At 56.8% G+C, this 17,982-nt stretch carries 14 protein-coding genes and 1 pseudogene; 12 read left to right on the top strand and 3 right to left on the bottom strand.

Going from position 1 to position 17,982, the window contains the following annotated elements:
* The first annotated feature begins 104 nt into the window (after positions 1–104).
* Together J4E05_RS23320 and J4E05_RS23325 are read left to right on the top strand one after the other, a co-directional pair.
* The gene (locus J4E05_RS23320) at positions 105–842 is read left to right on the top strand and encodes a VirB8/TrbF family protein (RefSeq protein ID WP_349600754.1); all 738 of its coding nucleotides are present in this window, start codon (positions 105–107) and stop codon (positions 840–842) included.
* Positions 843–847: 5 nt separating this feature from the next.
* Positions 848–2,518: a TrbG/VirB9 family P-type conjugative transfer protein gene (locus J4E05_RS23325; protein ID WP_349600757.1), complete on the top strand. Its 1,671-nt coding sequence runs from the start codon at positions 848–850 to the stop codon at positions 2,516–2,518.
* Positions 2,519–2,529: 11 nt separating this feature from the next.
* On the opposite strand, the gene J4E05_RS23330 is transcribed toward J4E05_RS23325, so the two are convergent.
* Positions 2,530–2,667, bottom strand: a complete 138-nt coding sequence (locus J4E05_RS23330; RefSeq protein WP_349600760.1) for a hypothetical protein — start codon at positions 2,665–2,667, stop codon at positions 2,530–2,532.
* 54 nt (positions 2,668–2,721) lie between these two features.
* Here J4E05_RS23330 and J4E05_RS23335 point away from each other — a divergent pair, with 54 nt between their 5' ends.
* The 10 genes from J4E05_RS23335 to traI all read left to right on the top strand — a co-directional run bounded on the left by J4E05_RS23335 (position 2,722) and on the right by traI (position 17,282).
* A complete protein-coding gene (locus tag J4E05_RS23335) occupies positions 2,722–3,105 on the top strand; it encodes a hypothetical protein (RefSeq protein ID WP_349600763.1) in 384 nt (127 codons plus the stop codon).
* On the top strand, positions 3,102–4,796 hold the full coding sequence (locus J4E05_RS23340; RefSeq protein WP_349600766.1) for a TraB/TrbI/VirB10 family type IV secretion system protein: 1,695 nt from the start codon (positions 3,102–3,104) through the stop codon (positions 4,794–4,796). Before J4E05_RS23335 ends, J4E05_RS23340 begins: the two co-directional genes overlap by 4 nt.
* Before the next feature lie 3 nt (positions 4,797–4,799).
* Entirely contained in the window at positions 4,800–7,043 is a 2,244-nt protein-coding gene (locus J4E05_RS23345; protein ID WP_349600767.1) for a hypothetical protein, read from the top strand.
* Entirely contained in the window at positions 7,043–8,053 is a 1,011-nt protein-coding gene (locus J4E05_RS23350) for an ATPase, T2SS/T4P/T4SS family (RefSeq protein WP_349600771.1), read from the top strand. Before J4E05_RS23345 ends, J4E05_RS23350 begins: the two co-directional genes overlap by 1 nt.
* Positions 8,050–8,427 carry a hypothetical protein gene (locus J4E05_RS23355; protein WP_349600773.1) on the top strand — a complete coding sequence of 126 codons (378 nt, stop codon included), beginning with the start codon at positions 8,050–8,052 and terminating at the stop codon, positions 8,425–8,427. The genes J4E05_RS23350 and J4E05_RS23355 overlap by 4 nt, the downstream gene beginning before the upstream one ends.
* Positions 8,424–10,310, top strand: a complete 1,887-nt coding sequence (locus J4E05_RS23360) for a type IV secretory system conjugative DNA transfer family protein (protein ID WP_349600775.1) — start codon at positions 8,424–8,426, stop codon at positions 10,308–10,310. Before J4E05_RS23355 ends, J4E05_RS23360 begins: the two co-directional genes overlap by 4 nt.
* A complete protein-coding gene (locus J4E05_RS23365) occupies positions 10,303–10,611 on the top strand; it encodes a hypothetical protein (protein WP_349600777.1) in 309 nt (102 codons plus the stop codon). The genes J4E05_RS23360 and J4E05_RS23365 overlap by 8 nt, the downstream gene beginning before the upstream one ends.
* Positions 10,608–13,676, top strand: coding sequence for a zincin-like metallopeptidase domain-containing protein (locus tag J4E05_RS23370; protein ID WP_349600779.1), 3,069 nt, complete (start codon positions 10,608–10,610; stop codon positions 13,674–13,676). The genes J4E05_RS23365 and J4E05_RS23370 overlap by 4 nt, the downstream gene beginning before the upstream one ends.
* 79 nt (positions 13,677–13,755) lie before the next feature.
* Positions 13,756–14,115, top strand: coding sequence for a plasmid mobilization protein (locus J4E05_RS23375; protein WP_349600781.1), 360 nt, complete (start codon positions 13,756–13,758; stop codon positions 14,113–14,115).
* A complete protein-coding gene (traI, locus tag J4E05_RS23380; protein ID WP_349600783.1) occupies positions 14,112–17,282 on the top strand; it encodes a TraI/MobA(P) family conjugative relaxase in 3,171 nt (1,056 codons plus the stop codon). Before J4E05_RS23375 ends, traI begins: the two co-directional genes overlap by 4 nt.
* 34 nt (positions 17,283–17,316) lie before the next feature.
* Here traI and J4E05_RS23385 read toward each other — a convergent pair whose 3' ends face one another.
* A complete protein-coding gene (locus J4E05_RS23385; RefSeq protein ID WP_309471294.1) occupies positions 17,317–17,613 on the bottom strand; it encodes a type II toxin-antitoxin system RelE/ParE family toxin in 297 nt (98 codons plus the stop codon).
* Positions 17,614–17,835, bottom strand: a pseudogene (locus J4E05_RS23390) (integrase core domain-containing protein); the annotation flags it as partial.
* Positions 17,836–17,982: the final 147 nt, after the last annotated feature.

The raw sequence follows: 17,982 nt of genomic DNA on the forward strand, positions 1-17,982 counted from the left end.
GCCTTTGACGAGATCGAACTACCCAAGGATGGCAGCGGTGTCGACAAACTCAAGGAAAGCCCGTGTGTCTGTGACCCGGTCGAGTTCAATAGCGAGGGCTTTACATGGCGTGGCTAAAGCCCCGGCGACACAGAAAGGGCGATCCGGTTGCCCAAGCTGGTCCCCACGCCAGCATTGCAGCCAATGATCCCTACAGCTTTCAGGCCAGCCATCGCCGTCTGGCCTGGATGTGCCGGTTATTGACCGCAGCAGTGATTGTGCTCGGTACCGGTCAGGTGGTCTCCCTGCAAACCATCTCGGCTTTGGTGCCGCTCAAGGAAAAGGAATTTGTCTTTGTCCGCACGTACGGCGCGGATGATCGCACCTACCAGATCGAGCCGATCTCCAAGCAGGTCGAGGGCTTTGATCTGTTCCTTGAAGCAACCGCCCGGCGCTTTATCCGTATCCTGCTGGCGATTGATCCGGTGACACAGGAAGAACGCCTGCGCGAAGCCTCCAAACTGTCGTCATCGGCCTATTGGGAGCAGTTTCGCAAGGAACGCATTAGCAGCGGCGAAATCCGCGATGCGCTGGATCGCGGCGTGGTCAGATCGATTGATGTGGAAACCATCAACCGGGTTGCCAGCCTGACCGATGATTACAAGTTCGCCATCGATTTTACCCAGACCGACAGCATCAACGGTCGCCCGCTGGGCCGCCCGCAACGCCTGCGCGCCTACCTCTCGCTGATCACGCGGCCGCAAAATGATGTGCCGGTCTCTGAAAAATACACCAATCCCTTCGGCCTTACCGTCACCGGTCTGGTCTTGCGCAAACGCAACCCGTCCGGTGCAGGAGAATAGATTTCATGAAAAACCATCTTCGCAAATTCGCCTGGACTTTGGCACTGGCGACCCTGCTGGTTTCGCTGGCTGCCGTCTTTGTCATTCACACGGCCCGTGCCCAGACCCCGGCCTTTACATCGTCGCGCCCGCCCATGCCGGGGCAGCGCCAGAATGCCAACACGCAAACCAATACAGCAAACACGGCAAATTCAAACGGCCAACAGGCCGATGCCACGGCAAGTGCCAGCCCGGCCCCGAAAGTGCCCACCATGCCGGTCCCGGACTCTGTCGTCAAACAGGCAAAAGATCAGGCCGAAGGCCGTTTTGGTCCTATGGTCCGGCCCCGGACCAGCGGTCAGATTCAGGATGCCTGGGATTATGCCGAAAAAAGCGACGGGGTTTATGTTACCGACGTTTGCGAGACCTGCACCTATCGGGTGCGAACCCGGGAATATCTCGTCACCCTGATCGAGCTTCCGGCAGGTGAGGAAATCAACCGGATCGATGTTGGTGATCCGCGCAGTTGGTCGGTCAATAAACGTGATGAACGACGTATTGCCATTCGTCCGGCCAGTTACGGCTATGACACCTCCATGATTGTTTATGGCGGGTCGGGCCATGTCTATCCCTTCTATCTGCGGGCCGAAGGGGTCAATTCCATCAACATGCCCGACCTTCTGGTCCGGCTTAAAGGCTCGGTTACCACCAAAGACGACATGACGGTGGCGATGATCCGCCCGCAACAGCGGATGCGTTATGGCAGCGGGATACAGCGCACCGCCTTGCAAAACGAGGCCGGGATTATCCTGCCCGATCCGGTTACCGGCCAATATCACGACATTCAGGAAATCCCGCTCGATGCCGAGGGAAACCCGATCCAGCTCACCGGTCCCGATGGCACCCCGCTTAAAGGGGCCTATCAGGCCCGCGTGACGGGCTATTATCAGGGCCGTCCGATCATTGAAAACGTTCCGACCGGCACGCATGGCACGACCCGGCCCGATCTCGTGGCAGGACGGTTTGACAGCGAGGGCAATCTGATTGCACCGCTCTCCTATGACGGCAGCATGCCGGTTTATACCGATGAAAACGGCCAGATCATGGCCGGACAAGCAGCACCGGGGAATGAAACCGCAGATGAGACAACAGGCCGTGCTGGCAATGACAAAACCGGCTCGAACATTACGATCTCCCGCACCCGAAACGGTATTGTGACCAGTGCAGACCGCACGGGAAGCAATCAGTCAGGCAAGTCCGGCACGACATCTGAAACGCCGGGCGGTGCTGCATCCGGGGCAACAGCGAAATCCGAAACCGCCAACGCCAACAATAAGGAACTTGCCGCTGCGGTTCACGATCTTGGCGATACCGACCCCGGCACGCCGAAAGATGACTTTATTGCCGATGCCGGATTTGATCCCAACAAGCTGCGCGGCTGGGGTGATTATGACCTGTGGGGCGATGACGAACTACGCCCGGTCACGGTGTTTCGCGATGACTATTTTACCTATATCCGCTTTGGCGACCGCTGGAAGGATCTGGAACTGCCGACGGCCTATGTCGTCGTCGATGGGGTGGACGAGCTGGTCAATACCCGCATTCAGGGCCACACCTATATCATCGAAAGCACCCAGCGCCTGATCTCGCTCAAGAGCGGCAAAAAGTTCCTCTGCATTGAATATGAGGGGGACTGATCATGTTTGTTTCAAAAGACAAATTTCCAGGCCAACAGTCCTGCGATCAAAATTGCCCCTGCGATAAAGCCAGCCAAACTGGTGTTGTCGATATGGTTCCAAATAATCTCAAGCCAGCCTCTGGATGGCGAGCTGTCATCAAAACCCACTTTTCGCAAGACTCCTTTCGGTTTGGAACGCTGTTAAGCGTAACCCTGATTTGCTTGATACCGCCATTACTGGAAGCTGACAACCTGCAAGAAGCTCTTCTCTGGGCACAGACAGCAGCACATCTTTCAACCGGTTTGGCCGTAACATGGCTGGCCCAGTCAATGCTGTTTTTACTCGGCATCGAAGGATGTTTAACACGCTTTGGCAACAGCTTTCCCGACACCATATCGGCGCAGTCGATTGACCGTATTTATACTGGCACTGCAACAGCACGCCTGATCTTCGTCATTATTGCCATTGTCCTTATCTTGCCGGATTTTGCGATCTTCGCTGCCCCGCCCGCCCCCGTCCGGTTGCTTGTCATTACGACCGGAACTTGCGCCGCCATCGCCGATGGTTGTGCGACCGCACTAAAGTTGCGGAGGGCAATGCCATGAGCACCGCCTTTTGTGACATCGCCCTGGTGCTGGGCCTGACCTTTGGCGGCACCTGTGCTGATCCAGCCGCCCTTAAAACCCCGCCGCAACTTCCGGCGGATGACAAAACCGTATGGGGCGTGCCAAGCGCCCCACCGGCACTGCCCAAAGCGCCCGAACCAACCCCGGCCTTTCCGCCGGTCGTGGTGACAAAAAAGGTTTATATCGAGCGTCCGGCACCACCTCCCCCGCCGCCTCCGGCTCCGGTGGTGCAACCCGCGCCGCCACCAAAGCCGGACCCTTACCGGCTGGCGCTAGAGGCCGCCTGGGCGCAAGCCGTGCCCGCCCACTGGCAGGTCGCGGGCTACAGCCAAGCTCCCGCCTCCCCCGGCAGCCCGGCGCAAAAAGTCTCGCTCACCCCGGGGCTGGGCATTACGCCCAATCAGGACGATACCCTGACCGTGTTTGTTCCGGAAATGGAACTGTCCAAACCCGGGAATGGCACGGAAAACGGCACGGCAGGCAATCCTGCGTCCGGGGGCACTGCTGCCTTTTCCGCATCCAACCCATCTTCCCTGTCGTCTCCTTCCGGGCAACCGGTCGCCAATAACGGGCTGGTTCCTGTCGGAAGCAATCCGACTATCCCTAACCCACCAGGTGCGCAAAATGCATCGGGTACAAACACCCAACTTGAACCCGGCATGGGCACAACCGGCGAACAGGCCCCGACGGTGCAGGCCGGTGACATTCCCCTCTCATCTGATCAGGGAGGCAGCCCCAACGGCCCGGGCACATCTGCCAACAAAGCCAATGGAGCAGCGAACGGCACAAGTTCAACCGGTGCCTCCAGCCAAAACGGAACAACCAGTTCCGGTTCGGCGTCCAACGCAGCCACGGCCACCGGGACGAATGCCACCGGCGCAACACCCGGTGTGGGAGGTGTGGGAGGTGTGGGAGGTGCAGGCGGCTCGACTGACCCCGACAAACTTTCTGTGCCCGATCTCTCTAAAATGGACGAGGCTGCGCGCCCCGAACATATCCTCGATGCCAAAAAGATGGAGATCGAGGGTGATTATGAAGGACCGCGCCGCACCTCGAGCCTGCCGGTCGATAACTCCCGCATTCTCGCAGCCGACCGCTATATCCCGGTCCAGTTGGAAACCGGGATCAACAGCCAGGTCGGCGGCGAGGAAACCGGCACGGTCGTGGTACAAACCACCCGGGATGTTTTTGGCTATCACAGTCGCTTGGCGCTGTTGCCCAAAGGCTCGCGCCTGATCTGCAATTACATGCCGCCCGAAGATATGGGCAGTTCCCGCCTCGCCATGCAGTGTGAACGCGTGCTAATCGCCGGGCACCGGGCCGAAATCCGCAATATCAAATCGCTTGTGGCCAATGCCCAGGGCCAGTTAGGGGCCGCCGGTGAAGTCGACCGGCGCTTTATGGAACGTTACGGCAATGCCTTTCTTTTAACCGGAATCTCGACAGCGGTGCGTTATGCCGCTGCCTCGACCAAATCCGAAAGCAATGACGGCCAGGTCGCAACAGCCGCATCCGAAAAAGCTGCCGAGGAACTGTCCAACAAGTTTGGCGAGATCACCGCCAACATCCTCGAAGAAACCCTCTCGCTCAAACCCATCATCACCATTCCCCAGGGCACGCGCTTTCAGATCCGCCCCTCGATGGACTGGTATATCGCAAAAACGGAGTAAGTCATGAAACAGCGATTGCCTCTTGTGCTGTTTATCTGCGCAAGCGTGATGTCATTCACCCTGCCCTCTCATGCCCAAAGCCCCGATCAGGATCTGGCCGCCGCCCGGGCCGCCGTGACGCAAACCCCGTCCGGGGAGCCGACTGGCTCAACCGCTGATGATCCCGACATGGCCGCCATGGTCAAAAAGGTCAAGATCATCACGCGCAGCAAAACTGCCACCCAACTTCCCGAAAACACCCCGATTGCCCTTGATCTCGGCCTGGTCGATGTGCCCGGGGCCGATAGCAAACTGACCGAGGGGGTCACCGCCAAAGCCTATGCCCGTTATGTCAAGGTCGATCAGCAAAAGGTCGGCCAGCTCGTGCTCTCCGGTGTTGAAAAGGACGGTCGGGCCGAAGCGCTGAACTCCGATGATTTTGTTGCCCAGTTCGCCCTGGAAAACGATCCCAAACTTGACCCCGCCGCCCCGATCACGATTGAGGGCGATCAGAGCGAACTGATTTCAGCGCTCAAGCGCCTGGCTGTGGCCGGGGATGAAGAAACGACAAGCAAGAAGGATGTCGAGGAAGCAGGCGTCGGGGCCTCGGACGGGGCCGTTGCCTCCAATGCCGCAAGCAATCCCGATGCCTCACGCTATAGCACACCCTCAGCCCTTGAACTCGACGATACACCGGAAACCTCAACCCGCATCACCGCCGAAGGCTGCAAGATGCGCATCGATCTTGATCAGCTTGAAGCGATCCAGCAAACCCGCATGGCCACCACAACAGATGGCGAAACCTCTTACGGCACCTGCGAGGACGGAGACGAACGCTACAAGATCAATAAAAGCTATAGTGCCTGTTCCTATAACGAGGATCTTGAGGCCCGCACGGCAACGGCATCCTTTATCTATTATTACACCGATGGTTCAGGCAACCGGGTGGAACATGGCGCGTGCCAGCCCGATCCTGAAACCCGCTTTGACATTGTTGAAGATCGTGATGCCTGCCGGGTGACACTTGATTACGAGGCCGGAAACGTCATCACCAATGCCAAGCTGGTTTATAGCAACCAGAATGGCCGCAAGATCGAAGTGCGTGATTGCAGCCCGTCCGAAGAGATCGCCCCGGCCCCGATGACGGCGACCGCCGAAGGCTGCGACATTCGCGACGATTTTGACGCCGGTGTTTCCTATCAGCGCCACAAATATGTCTATGAGCTGGGCGGGGTATCCTACAGCACCGCCTGCACCGATAGCGGCACCGAGTTTGCCCATGAAACCGTCTATAAAACCGATGGCGGTGATTATGTCTGCACCCCGCTGATCAATAGCAAAGACAAATCCGTCACCCTGCAAAGCCGGGTCCGTATTCTGGTCAATGGTCTGGAACAGTTCCGCACCGCCTGCACCCCTGATACCACCAGCATGGAGGTGATGGCCACCAGTGAGGGCTGCGAAGACCCGGCCTATTGGACGCACAGCATGAGTGCGGGCCAGAGTTATGGCAGCGAGCGTTATTACTATTTTTATGACGACAAGCAGGAATTTATCACTGATTGCCAGAAAAGCGATCAGGTCTATACCCATCAGATCGAGATTACCGGCTGGCAGCCCCATGACGACCAGCTTTTTGCCTATGCCCTGTCCACCGTCTATATCGATGGTACGCCACAGGGGCGCTACAACATCAAGACCAGTGAAGTTCTGCCCGGCACCGCACAAACGCCCTACACCTATGACGGTGAAACCACGGCCTCAACCAACGAGATCACTTACGAGGACTGCACCAAATATCAGGGGCAGAACCGGGTCAAGAACTATACCCGCCCGGATGGCACCAAATATAGCCTGGTCGTCGGCGAGGCTGATCCGGTCAGTCTGGGCGATGTCTGTTCGGTACAGATCACCTGGGGACCGGATTATCACGACCAGTGGGAAAACTCTGTTTACTCAAACCCTGTGAATAAATGCGGCAGCTATTCATTCGACTGGCAGGGTGACGAACGCACCGAACATTACACCGATTATTATCACTGCTCCTGGACGCTCTCGAATGGCACCAAAACCATTGTCCGGGATGACGGCGAGATCGTGGGGACGCCCGAAACCAAAGCCTGTCGCAGCGATCCCAAACAGTTCATCCGCCGCGAACCCCATAACCCGCCCTTTGTGCGCGGTATCAGCTGGTATGGCGGATGGAGTTACCCGGCCCTGACGGCGGTTGCCAAAAACAACTGCGCCCTGACATGGGGGTGGCAGTAATGAACGCCATCAACCCGCTCTATAAAAACATCATGGCCCCGCTGGCGCGGTACTATGATGATCCACAAACCGTCGAGGTGCGGCTGAACCGCCCCGGCGAGATCATTGTGGATCGGCGCGGCGAAGGCAAAACCCGCATCGTTGATGCCGCCCTTAGCCTCGCCGAGATCGAACGCATCTGTCGCAGTCTTGGCAACCAGCGCGGTTTGCCCTTTGACGGTGATACCTCTCCCATTCTCTCGACCGCCCTTGAAGAAGGCCATCGTTTTGAATGCCTGGTCGGCCCGTCGGTACGAAGTGGGCTCAGCCTCGCCATTCGCTGCAAACATCCCTTCACCCCGGGCTGGGATCAGATTGTCCCGCCGGCCGGCAAGAATACGGGCGCACCGCTCGAGGAAACCCTGCCCCTTCACCGCATCGCCTGCGAAACCGAAGTCCGCGATGTTCTGACCGAGGCGATGTTGAGTGCCAAGAACATCATGATCTCGGGCGGCACCAATACCGGCAAAACCACCCTGCTTAACCTGCTGCTTTCAACGCTGGCCGATGACATCCGTGTCATTGCCCTGGAAGACACCATGGAGCTGGCCCTTGATCCCTTCTGGGATGGCAACGGGCTTTTGGCGGCGCGTGAAAGTTCCGCCACCAACGGCATGGTCGATTGGCGGATTCTGTTTGATCACGTCAATCGCATCACCCCGGACCGGGTGCTGTTTGGCGAGATCAGCACCAAAAATGCCTTTGCCGCCCTGGGCACGCTCAATGCCGGGACCACCGGTGTCACCTTCACCATCCATGCCACCAGCCCGCGTCAGGCCATTCATCGCAAGTTCGATCAGAACATTGCCTGGGCAGGCATGAAGATGGACCGCATCCCGGAGTTCCTCACCGAAATGATTGATCTTGTCGTTCAGATCAAACGCGGCCCGGACGGCTATCGCCGCATTACCGATCTCTGGCAGCCCGGCAATGACCATTACATCCTCAAGGATGGGAGGGCGGCGTCATGAACCGGATATATTCGTGCTATTGCGCCCTGATGTGCCTGCTTGCCGGACTATGGGCGCTGCTTGTCTTCCTGTCCGTCTATGTCCTGCTGCGTATCGGGGCAAGATGGCTTCTCAGGCCCGGCCATACCCTGCTTAAAGACCATCCCACACTTCTCGATGAATTCATTGCATCGCGGGTTGCTATGGCGCTTGTCGCCATGCTTCTCGGCGTTCTCTCCCTTGGCATTGCCCGCGACCTGCCCGAGCTGGTCCCCCTCTCACGCATGATCCATATCGCAGCCCTGTTCAGTGCCGCCTGCTGCGCCCTGATGACAGCATCGGGCGATATAGTTGCCGCGTCCCGGCCCCATAACGAGAAAGGGCAACAATCATGACCGCAAAACTTTATCATTTTGCCATGTTCTTCGTCGTCCTTGGCATGCTGGCCGGCGTCATTGCCGACTGGCATGTTGTGGTCGGTTTTGATCCCCGCCATCTCGAATGGTGGCAATGGCTGTATGCCACCCTCATTCATCCTGCCGGTCTGCCCGATAACATGCAAAACCCCGCCCTGGTCATTCTCGGCTCCGGGATGCTGGTTTTAATCGTGCTGGCCATCTTCTCGGCACGCGCCCGCAACGATACGGTATCGGGCACACGCAAGGGCAAGGAACTGCATGGTTCGGCCCGCTGGGCCACCTGGCGCGATGTTAAAAAGGCCCGCTTGCTCACCGCCAAAGGGGTGGTGATTGGCGGCTTTCCGCGTTTTTTTGGCAAGGTACGTGAACTGCGCCATCACGGCCCCGAACATGTGCTGGCCTTTGCCCCGACGCGCAGCGGTAAAGGGGTCAGCATCATTTTGCCGACCCTGCTGTCATGGCCCGAAAGTGCGCTCGTACTCGACATCAAGGGCGAGAACTATGCCAAGACCGCCGGCTGGAACCGTGATCAGGGCAAAACCGTGCTGCGCTTTGATCCCAGCAATCCCAATGCGGATGAAACGGTGCGCTTTAACCCGCTCGCCGAAATCCGCATCAACAGTCGGCGTGACATCGCGGATTGCCAGAACATTGCCAATATGGTGGTCGATCCCGACGGTAAGGGCATTGCCGGCAATTACTGGCGCGAGGAAGGCTGGGGCTGGCTGTCCGTCGTGCTGCTCCATGTTTGTTACAAGGTGCAAAAAGAACAGCATCGCACCGCCAATTTTGATGATGTGAATATCTTTCTCTCGGGTATTAGCACCGTCGCCCCGCCCGACGGAGCGGTTGAGAGTGACGAGGACGATCCAACACCGTCGTCTTCTTCCTCCTCAAACGGCGAAGACATGGATGCCGAAGACAACTTCGTCGCCATTTTGCAAACCATGGCCGCCTATGACCATGGCTTTGCCCATGTCAACAAGGAGGTCAAACGCGGGGCCAACAGCATGGCGATCAAGGCCCCGCAGGAACGCTCGGGCGTGCATTCCAACGCCAAAACCCAGCTCACCCTTTATGCCGATCCCATCATTGCCGAAAACACCGCGATCAGTGACTTCCGCCTTGATGATCTGATGAATGGCGAAAAGCCCACCATGCTTTACCTGGTGTTCTCGCCTGCCGACAAGGACCGGCTGATCCCGCTGATCCGCATCATGATGAACCTGTTCATGCGTCGCCTGACGGAAAAGATGGAATTTGGCGATGGCGAGCAAAAGCAAGGCTACAAACACCGCCTGTTGCTGATGCTCGACGAGTTCCCGTCGCTTGGCAAGCTCGAGATCTTTGAAGAGGCCCTGGCCTTCATGGCCGGCTACGGCATCAAGGCCTACATCATCATTCAGAATATCGAGCAGCTTTATAAAAAATACGGCAAGGATGAATCGATCTTTGCCAACTGCCATGTCCGCATTGCCTTTACGCCCAACAAACTGCCGACCGCCGAGTTGCTGTCAAAGCTGGCCGGTAAACAGACCATTGTTCAGCGCAAACATTCGCGCTCCGGCAAACCGGGCACCCCGGGATCACACTCGGAAAACCTGCATGAAGTCTCACGCGATCTTCTGACCGCCGATGAAATCATGCGGCTGCGCATGATCGATGTCGATCCTGACGGCAAAAAGAAACCCCACCCCGGCGACGCCCTGATTTTTGTTGGCGGTCGCCCGCCCATTCTGGGACGCCAGAAACTCTATTTCCTTGATCCCGTCTTGCGCGCCCGAAGCAAGATCCGTCCGCCCAAAATGGCGCAAACCCCTCCCCCGTCCAGCCCTCAAAAGGAGACTTCCCATGTCTGACACACCCAAAATCTACCTGGTTAAAACCGGAGAGACCGGTCCCACCCTCGGCACTGATGCCAATGTGAACGTCAACGCGAGCGCCAACGCCCACCTGTCCGAAGCCGATTATCTCAAGCTCGCCAGCGAAAGTGTCACCCGCGCGGGTGAAAACGGCCCGCTCAGTGTGGATCCCGACGTTGCCGAGGACATGGGGGCGTTTTGGGAAACCGCCCTGTCCGATCAGGATGCGCTTGATAGCCATTTTGACGGGCTTGATCCGACAGCGGACACAGATCCTGCCGGGAGTGATGTCCAATGAGCGAGAAAAAATCCTATCGCGACCAGGTGGTCGAAGAATTGCTTTCCCATATCGAAGCCGGTACCGCGCCGTGGCAAAAGCCGTGGGACCCGGGCAAGGTGCGGCTGGGACCGTTCAACCCGGTCTCGGGGGCCAATTATCGCGGCATCAATGCGCTGTGGCTGGAAACACGCGGCCATGAAGACCCGCGCTGGATGACCTATCGGCAAGCCACGCAGCAGGACGCCCAGGTGCGCAAGGGCGAAAAAGGCACCAAAATCGAATACTGGAAATGGACCGACAAGCGCCCCGTGCTCGATGAGGACGGCAAGCCGGTCCTTGATGACAACGGCAAGGTCAAAAACCGCGAAGTCCGTCTTGATCGTCCCCAGGTCTTTCATGCCGTGGTCTTTAATGCCGAACAGATCGACGGGCTGGCCCCGTGGATTGCCCCGGAACCGACCTTCGAGCCGGTGGAACGGGCCGAGGAATTATTGCGCCAGGGCAATGTGCCAATCTTTCATGATCAGCGAGACCGGGCCTTTTACCGCCCGATGAGTGATGAAATTCATCTGCCGCCGCAAGATGCCTTTGGCAGTCCTTATGACTATTACGCAACCGCGCTTCATGAACTTGGCCATGCCACCGGCCATCAAAGCCGCATGGCCCGCGAGTTCGGGCCGTTTGGCTCGGAAGTCTATGCCAAAGAGGAACTGCGCGCCGAGATTGGCAGCTACATGCTGAGCACCGAACTGGGCCTTGGCCATTATCCGGAGCGCCATGCCAGCTATGTCAAAAGCTGGATGCGGGCCATCAAGGAAGATCGCAACGTTCTCTTCACTGCCGCACGCGATGCCGAAAACATCAAAAGCTGGATCATGGAACCGGACATGCGCGAGCAGCTCAAACCGGTTCTGGCGCAAGACAAGCGCAAGGAGGCCGCCAACATGGTCACGAAAAACAGGATTGTACCCGAACACAGCGAAGACATCCCGGGCTGGAATGAAAAGGAGGTCAAACAGAACTGGATGCTTCATGCCGGCCGGCTTGAAAACATGATCAACATCGATATCGAAAGAATGGTCGAGGCCCAAAACGCCTTTGATCAGATCGATATCGCCGGACAAGGCTCTGACGATCCGGCCCTTCGCGAACGCGCAACACGGCACCAGCAGGAAGCCTTTGCCCGCATGGCCAAACCGGCAGAGTCCTCCTCCCGATGTGCCGAACTGCTTTCGGTAATGTATGACGCCCATCCTGATCAGGATCATTTTAAACCCCGCCGGCCTGACTGGTTCATTCCTGCCGATCAGCGCACAAACGATCTGGCCAAAAGCCTCGGCACGGATCCGGCACAGGGGGTTGCGGATCGGGTCTTTGAGCGGCAGGCGGAAAACACGGCGGTCAAGATCAAACAGGACTGGATGCTGCATGCCGCCCGTCTTGACAGCCTGCCCGATACCGAGGCCCGGGCCTTAAATGACGCCGGGGCCGCGTTCAGGCGCATCGATGTCTGGTGGCAATATTCTGATGATCCCGACAAGAAAGAACGGTCCTTTAACCAGGAACGGGAAACCTTCACCGGTATGGCCGACCTCGCAGGCCGGTCTTCCAAACATGCCGAACTGCTCTCGGCCATGTATGACGCCCATCGCGATCAGGACTATTTTAAGCCGCTCCGCCCGCAATGGTTCGTGCCTGAAGCACAACGCACCAGTGATCTGGTGAAAAGCCTTGGGGCTGATCCGGAACAGACGATGGCGGAGCGGTTCATCGCCGAGCAAAAACAGGCCCGACAGGAAAACCGGGCGGCAGCGCTGGCCGCAACGGCGGGACCAGCCCAACGTCCCAAAGAAGCTGTGGCAAATGATCTCGCCCCGGGGACAGCACCAAATACCTCGAAGAAACGTCATTATCTCAACGTGCCTTACAGCGAGAAGAACGATGCCAAGGCACTCGGGGCCAAGTGGGATCGCCGCGCCAAGTCCTGGTATGTGCGCGACGATGCCGATCTCAAACCCTTTGCCCGCTGGAATGAAACAACAACCAAACAACCGGAATCGCGGATGCGGCCAGAAGATGAGTTTGCCCTGGCGTGCCGGGAAAACGGTCTGGTGATCGACGGCCCGCCCACCATGGATGGCAAATGGCACCGGGTCGCAGTTGAAGGCGACCGCAAGGGGCAGCAAAGTGGCTCCTATCGCGGTTTTATTGAGGGCATTCCGGCGGGCAATATCGTTAATTACAAGTCCGGGAACGAGGCACTTAAATGGGTCAGTTCGGCTGCCGAGCGCAACCCGGCCGAGATTGAACGCAGCAAGGCCGAAGCCGCTGCGCGCAAGGCGCAAATGGAAGAAAACCTCAAGGCCCAATACAAACAGGTGGCCAAACGCGCCTATGCCATGGTGCAGGGTGCGGATACGGCCAGCAGTGATCACGTTTATCTGCAACGCAAACAGGTAAGCGGCGAAACGCTAAAACAGGACATTCACAACAATCTCCTGATGCCGATGACAAATGCCAAAGGCTTCATCGAGAATGTCCAGGTCGTCACGCCCGATGGCAGCAAACGCTTCCTCAAGGATGGCCGCAAAACCGGGCTCATGCACATGATCCCGGGCAGCAAGAAAGGCCCGATCCTGATTGCCGAAGGCTATGCCACCGGCAAAAGCCTCAATATGGCAACCGGCTATCAAACCGCGATTGCGATGGATAGTGGCAATCTCGCCCCGGTCGCCGAAGCCCTGCAAAAGGCCTTCCCCGACCGCCCGCTAGTGATTGCCGCCGATGATGATCATGGGGTGGAAGCCAAACAAGGCATCAATCCCGGCCTCAAGGGGGCCGAACGCGCAACAGCACTGGTCGATGCTGCCGCTATCATCCGGCCCAACCTCTCCCCGGCGGAAAAACAGGCCGGGCTGACCGACTATAACGATCTACATGTGACCCGGGGGATCGACAGCCTGGCGAAAACCGTCAAGCAGCAGATCAAAGAACTGGGGCTGACACAAAAACTGCAAAAAGCCCGGTCCCTGCCTGCACCCAAACAGCAACAGAAGCAACAACGTCAGCAAGTGGCGATGTGATCATACGTTGGCATGACCGGCAGCGAGTAATCGTTGCCGGCCATCTCGCTTCGTTTCTCTCACGACAAAGAACGACCTCATGGCCACCACCCGCAACCTGGTTAAAACCTATCTTGATGACATCGAACTGGCCCGCCTTGACCGGCTGGCAGGCCAGTTACGCCTGAGCCGCTCCGAACTGCTACGCCGTCTTCTGATGAACAGCAAACTGCCCGATCAGCGCACGTTTGAAGCCTCTCATGCCATTCTTGACCTTCTCAGGGTCAATGCCGACCAGGCCCGTCTCGGCAATCTCTTTAAACTCGCTCTTGATGAACCGCTCAGTGCTGATCTGCTGGCCAGGTTTGATCGGCTGATTGTCGAGATCACGACGACCCAGAATGAGCTTAAAAGTTTGGTGCGCGAGATTGACAGCTCCCTGCATCGTAAAGCGTCATGATCGCCAAGAAGATCCCCAAAAACGCCCATATCGCCGATAACTATAAAGAGCTGGCCCATTATATCGCAGCGGCCAAAGAGGCCGGCGAAAAGCTCGACCGTTTCTGGATTGCCCATTGTGGTGCTGGCGAAAACAAAGAGGATCTGGATCTCGCCCTGGTCGAGATTGAAGCCGTGCGCCGCCTCAAACCCGATGTCAAAGACAAGTCCTATCACATGATTGTCTCCTTCCGCCCGGGCGAGAAAGAAAGACTATCTGAACAAGACCTCAAGGACATTGCAGCATCCTATGCCACAGGACTGGGATTTGCCGAACATCAATATGTCGCCGGCACCCATATCAATACTGACAATTTTCATATGCACATCGCCTTTAACAAAGTGCATCCGCAAACCCTTCAGGTGGTCACGCCTTTTCGCGATTACAAAGTTCTGGATCGTGTCTCGCGCCAGCTCGAAAAGAAATACGGGCTGTTTGTTGATAACGGCATGGCACAACGTATGGATAACAGCGCCAAACTTTCGCCCTCGGCCCGGGATTATGAATCCCAAACCTGGCAGGAGAGTTTCCAAACCCATGTGCTGGGTCATCGCGACGGGATTTTAAAACAAACCGCAGAAGCAAAAAACTGGCCGGAACTGCATGACGTTCTTGCTGAATACGACATCAGGATCAAAAAGCGCGGTAATGGTTTTGTTCTGATGGGGCCAGATGGCCAGGGCATGAAAGCATCAGCACTGGATCGCGCTATGAGCAAAGCCGCGCTGGAAAAGAAACTCGGGCAATTCAAGCCACCTATCGATGAACAGAAAGCGACACAGGCAAAGCCATCTCGACCCAAACGGCGTTACAAACGCCGCCCGACCCTGCGCCATCCGGCCATGCCGCCGCTATGGCGCAAATATCTTGGCACCCAAAAACTGACCCCGGCCCCGCCCACCACTCTGTTAAGCCGGTCGCTGTCAAACTGGAAACTGTTTCTGGTCAGTGAGGCCTATCGTGATCCGCTGGCTGCGGTGTTCCTGATCGCCCATCAGGAAATGCTGCATCTGGTCTTTGGCGATGACCGACCTACGCCGGTAACAAAGCTGGCCAACCCGGCGCTCAAAGCCTGGAAAGAGGCCGGGCACTGGGCCAAAGCAAAATCCCTGTCCTGGCTGTCAGAGACCCGCTCGACCGGTCGCGGCTGTCGCATGGATGACGAGGGCAACCTTCTGGTGCCATTCAGGGACCGCAATGGCCATTTGCAGGCCGTGCGGCTTGATTCTCCCGACGGCAAAAGCCTCGATATTGGCAATAAACGCGCACGGGGGCTGGCGCATCTTATTGATCCCCGAAAGCAAATCGAGAAAGGCCCGGTGATCTTTACCGCCGATTATGCTGATGCCGTTAAAATCCATGATGCCACACGGCGTCCGGTGATGGTTCTGGCCGATCCCGATGACATGCGCCAGGTGCTTAAAGAGCATCAACGGCGATACCCCGACAGCAAGGCGATCATTGCCGATCCAGATATACCCCGCCAACCCAATGTCCCACTTGTGTCGCTGCCCGATCAGGATGATGCCACCGACATTCGCCGTGCCTTCGCTCAACCGACTAATGACAAAGCCTTCATGGTCTGGGATGCCTGCACCGACTGGGCCAAACCAAAAAATTCAGCCTGGCTGGAAGCCACCGGCCTGCGCGGCTATGGTGTCAAGCTGACAGACAAAGGCAACATTGCCGTACCGCTGCGCGACCGCTCCGGCCGTATTGAAAATGTCATGCTGATCGACAAACAGGGCCGCCAAAGCCTGGTGCAGGATACCCCGTCCGATCAGATGCTGATGCACAGGATTGATCCGCAAAGACGCCGGGACAAAGATACACTGATCATTGCCCGGGATTACGCCGATGCGGCAGCCCTGCATCGGGCAACAAACTGCCCGGTGATGGTGCCCGCCAGACCGGCGGACTGGGCGGATCTGGCCCGCAAAATGCGCGAGAAAAATAACGACACTGAAATCATCGTGGCACTCGGCGCAACAGAACAGCCCGACGACAGCGAGAAAGCGGCAAAACTCGGTGCGCAGATCGTCCGGCCAGAAAAGGCGTCCTCATTCAAGGACTATGCACGCAATAGATCTACGCGGAATGCGGCCCAACTAATGGAACTGGGGCGCGCTCCTTACAATTTTGATCCCGGGAAATCACAATCGAGCTTTGTGAAGCTACAAAACACTGACGGGTCCGAACGCACTCTTTGGGGGGTCGATATTGCTGATTGTGTCAGACAATCCGGTGCCGCCAAAGGCGACTGGATCATGCTTGAAATTGCCGAAAAGAAGAAAGTCCAGGTAAAGGAACGTTATCGCGACGAGAAGGGTCTTTGGCAAAGCCGGACCATCGAGACGCACCGCAATGTCTGGAAAGCTGACATTGTGCCAGATCCTGCTGCGGCCCCTACCATGACCACCCTGCGCAACGAACTGGCCCAGCCGGTCGGGGATGATGCATGGCTTGTCTGGCAAAACGCATCCACACCCGACAAGAAAACCATCGCGGCACGGCCAGAGATGGGATCAGCCACAGCTTGGGCGGGGTATCGTCTGGACCAAGACGGCAAGGTTCTTGTGCCACTCAAGGACAGCGGAAATCGCCTCTGTGCGATATACCAAATGGATCAAGACGGATCAGGTGAAATGCTGACCGGGCCAGGTGATGACAAAGGGCTGCATCATATCGTCGGGGGCAGACTCTCCAAAAATTCGAAAGAGCCAGTTCTAATTGCCGATGACTTTATCAGCGCGATTGAGCTGAACCGTCTGACGGGAAAAGCGGTGGTCTGGGCGGTAAAGGCAGAAAACCTGAAGGCTGTGGCTGAGACATTGCGACGATTTAACCCCAAGCGCGAAATCGTTGTTGCGGCAACGGATGCGCATATGACCAAGGAAAACCGACCGATGGCGTTGGCGAAAGAGGCGGCGAAGGCCGTCAATGGCACGCTGGTTGTTCCACCACTTTCGGAGAACGACAGGAAGCGAAATGTCATATCGTTCGGCGAACTATTGCTACATAAAGACACAAGACAAGTAAGTGAAATATTGCATAAAACTGGTTTGCAATTTGGTTCTCTCCCTAAACAATCGCAAATCCCGATCCATAGCCCGTCCGGTCCAAATTGATTAGGAAGTTTCGCTTAACGTCACCCTAAACGCGTTAAACACCCACAGGCCAAAGCTGCGTAGCATGTAACACACGCAGTATGCGTATCCTTAGCCCGTCTTCCTGATACACAATGATGTAGTTCTCTCCGACAACAAGTTCCCTGGTATTCTCAACTCGGCCCGAACGGCCAATTCCGGGAAACGTTATCAGCTTTTCTGCCTTCATCTGTATATCGTCTTTTACACGCTGTGCAGCGTCGGGATTATCATCAGAGATATAATCAACAATCCCCAGAAGGTCGGCACGTGCGGTAATCCCCCCATTTTTAACGGGGCTGTCAGGTAGAATTCACGCGGCGGTTTTTAGTTTCTGTGTGAGTGTTATGCCGCCGATGCCCATATTGGGCCGTTGGTTGTTGTACGTCCAGAGCCATTTAGTGGCGAACTCTTGCGCCTGCGAAATGCTTTCAATGATGTATTGGTCCAGCCATTTATGCCGGACAGTCCGGTTATATCCCTCGATATAGGCGTTTTGCTGCGGCTTGCTAGGCAGGATGTGGTTCAGGGAAATTCAGCACAACAGTTACTGGGATGAAGACGATCATAATAACAAAATCAGATATATTTTCTCCTAACTTGTTCGCAACCAATCTGTTACCAAGATCTTATCATCGCGCATGGCTACATATTAGTTTTCGTGCTCCCTCTGATCACTGCG

The organism is Thalassospira sp. NFXS8 (assembly GCF_040148805.1).
GTDB lineage: Bacteria > Pseudomonadota > Alphaproteobacteria > Rhodospirillales > Thalassospiraceae > Thalassospira.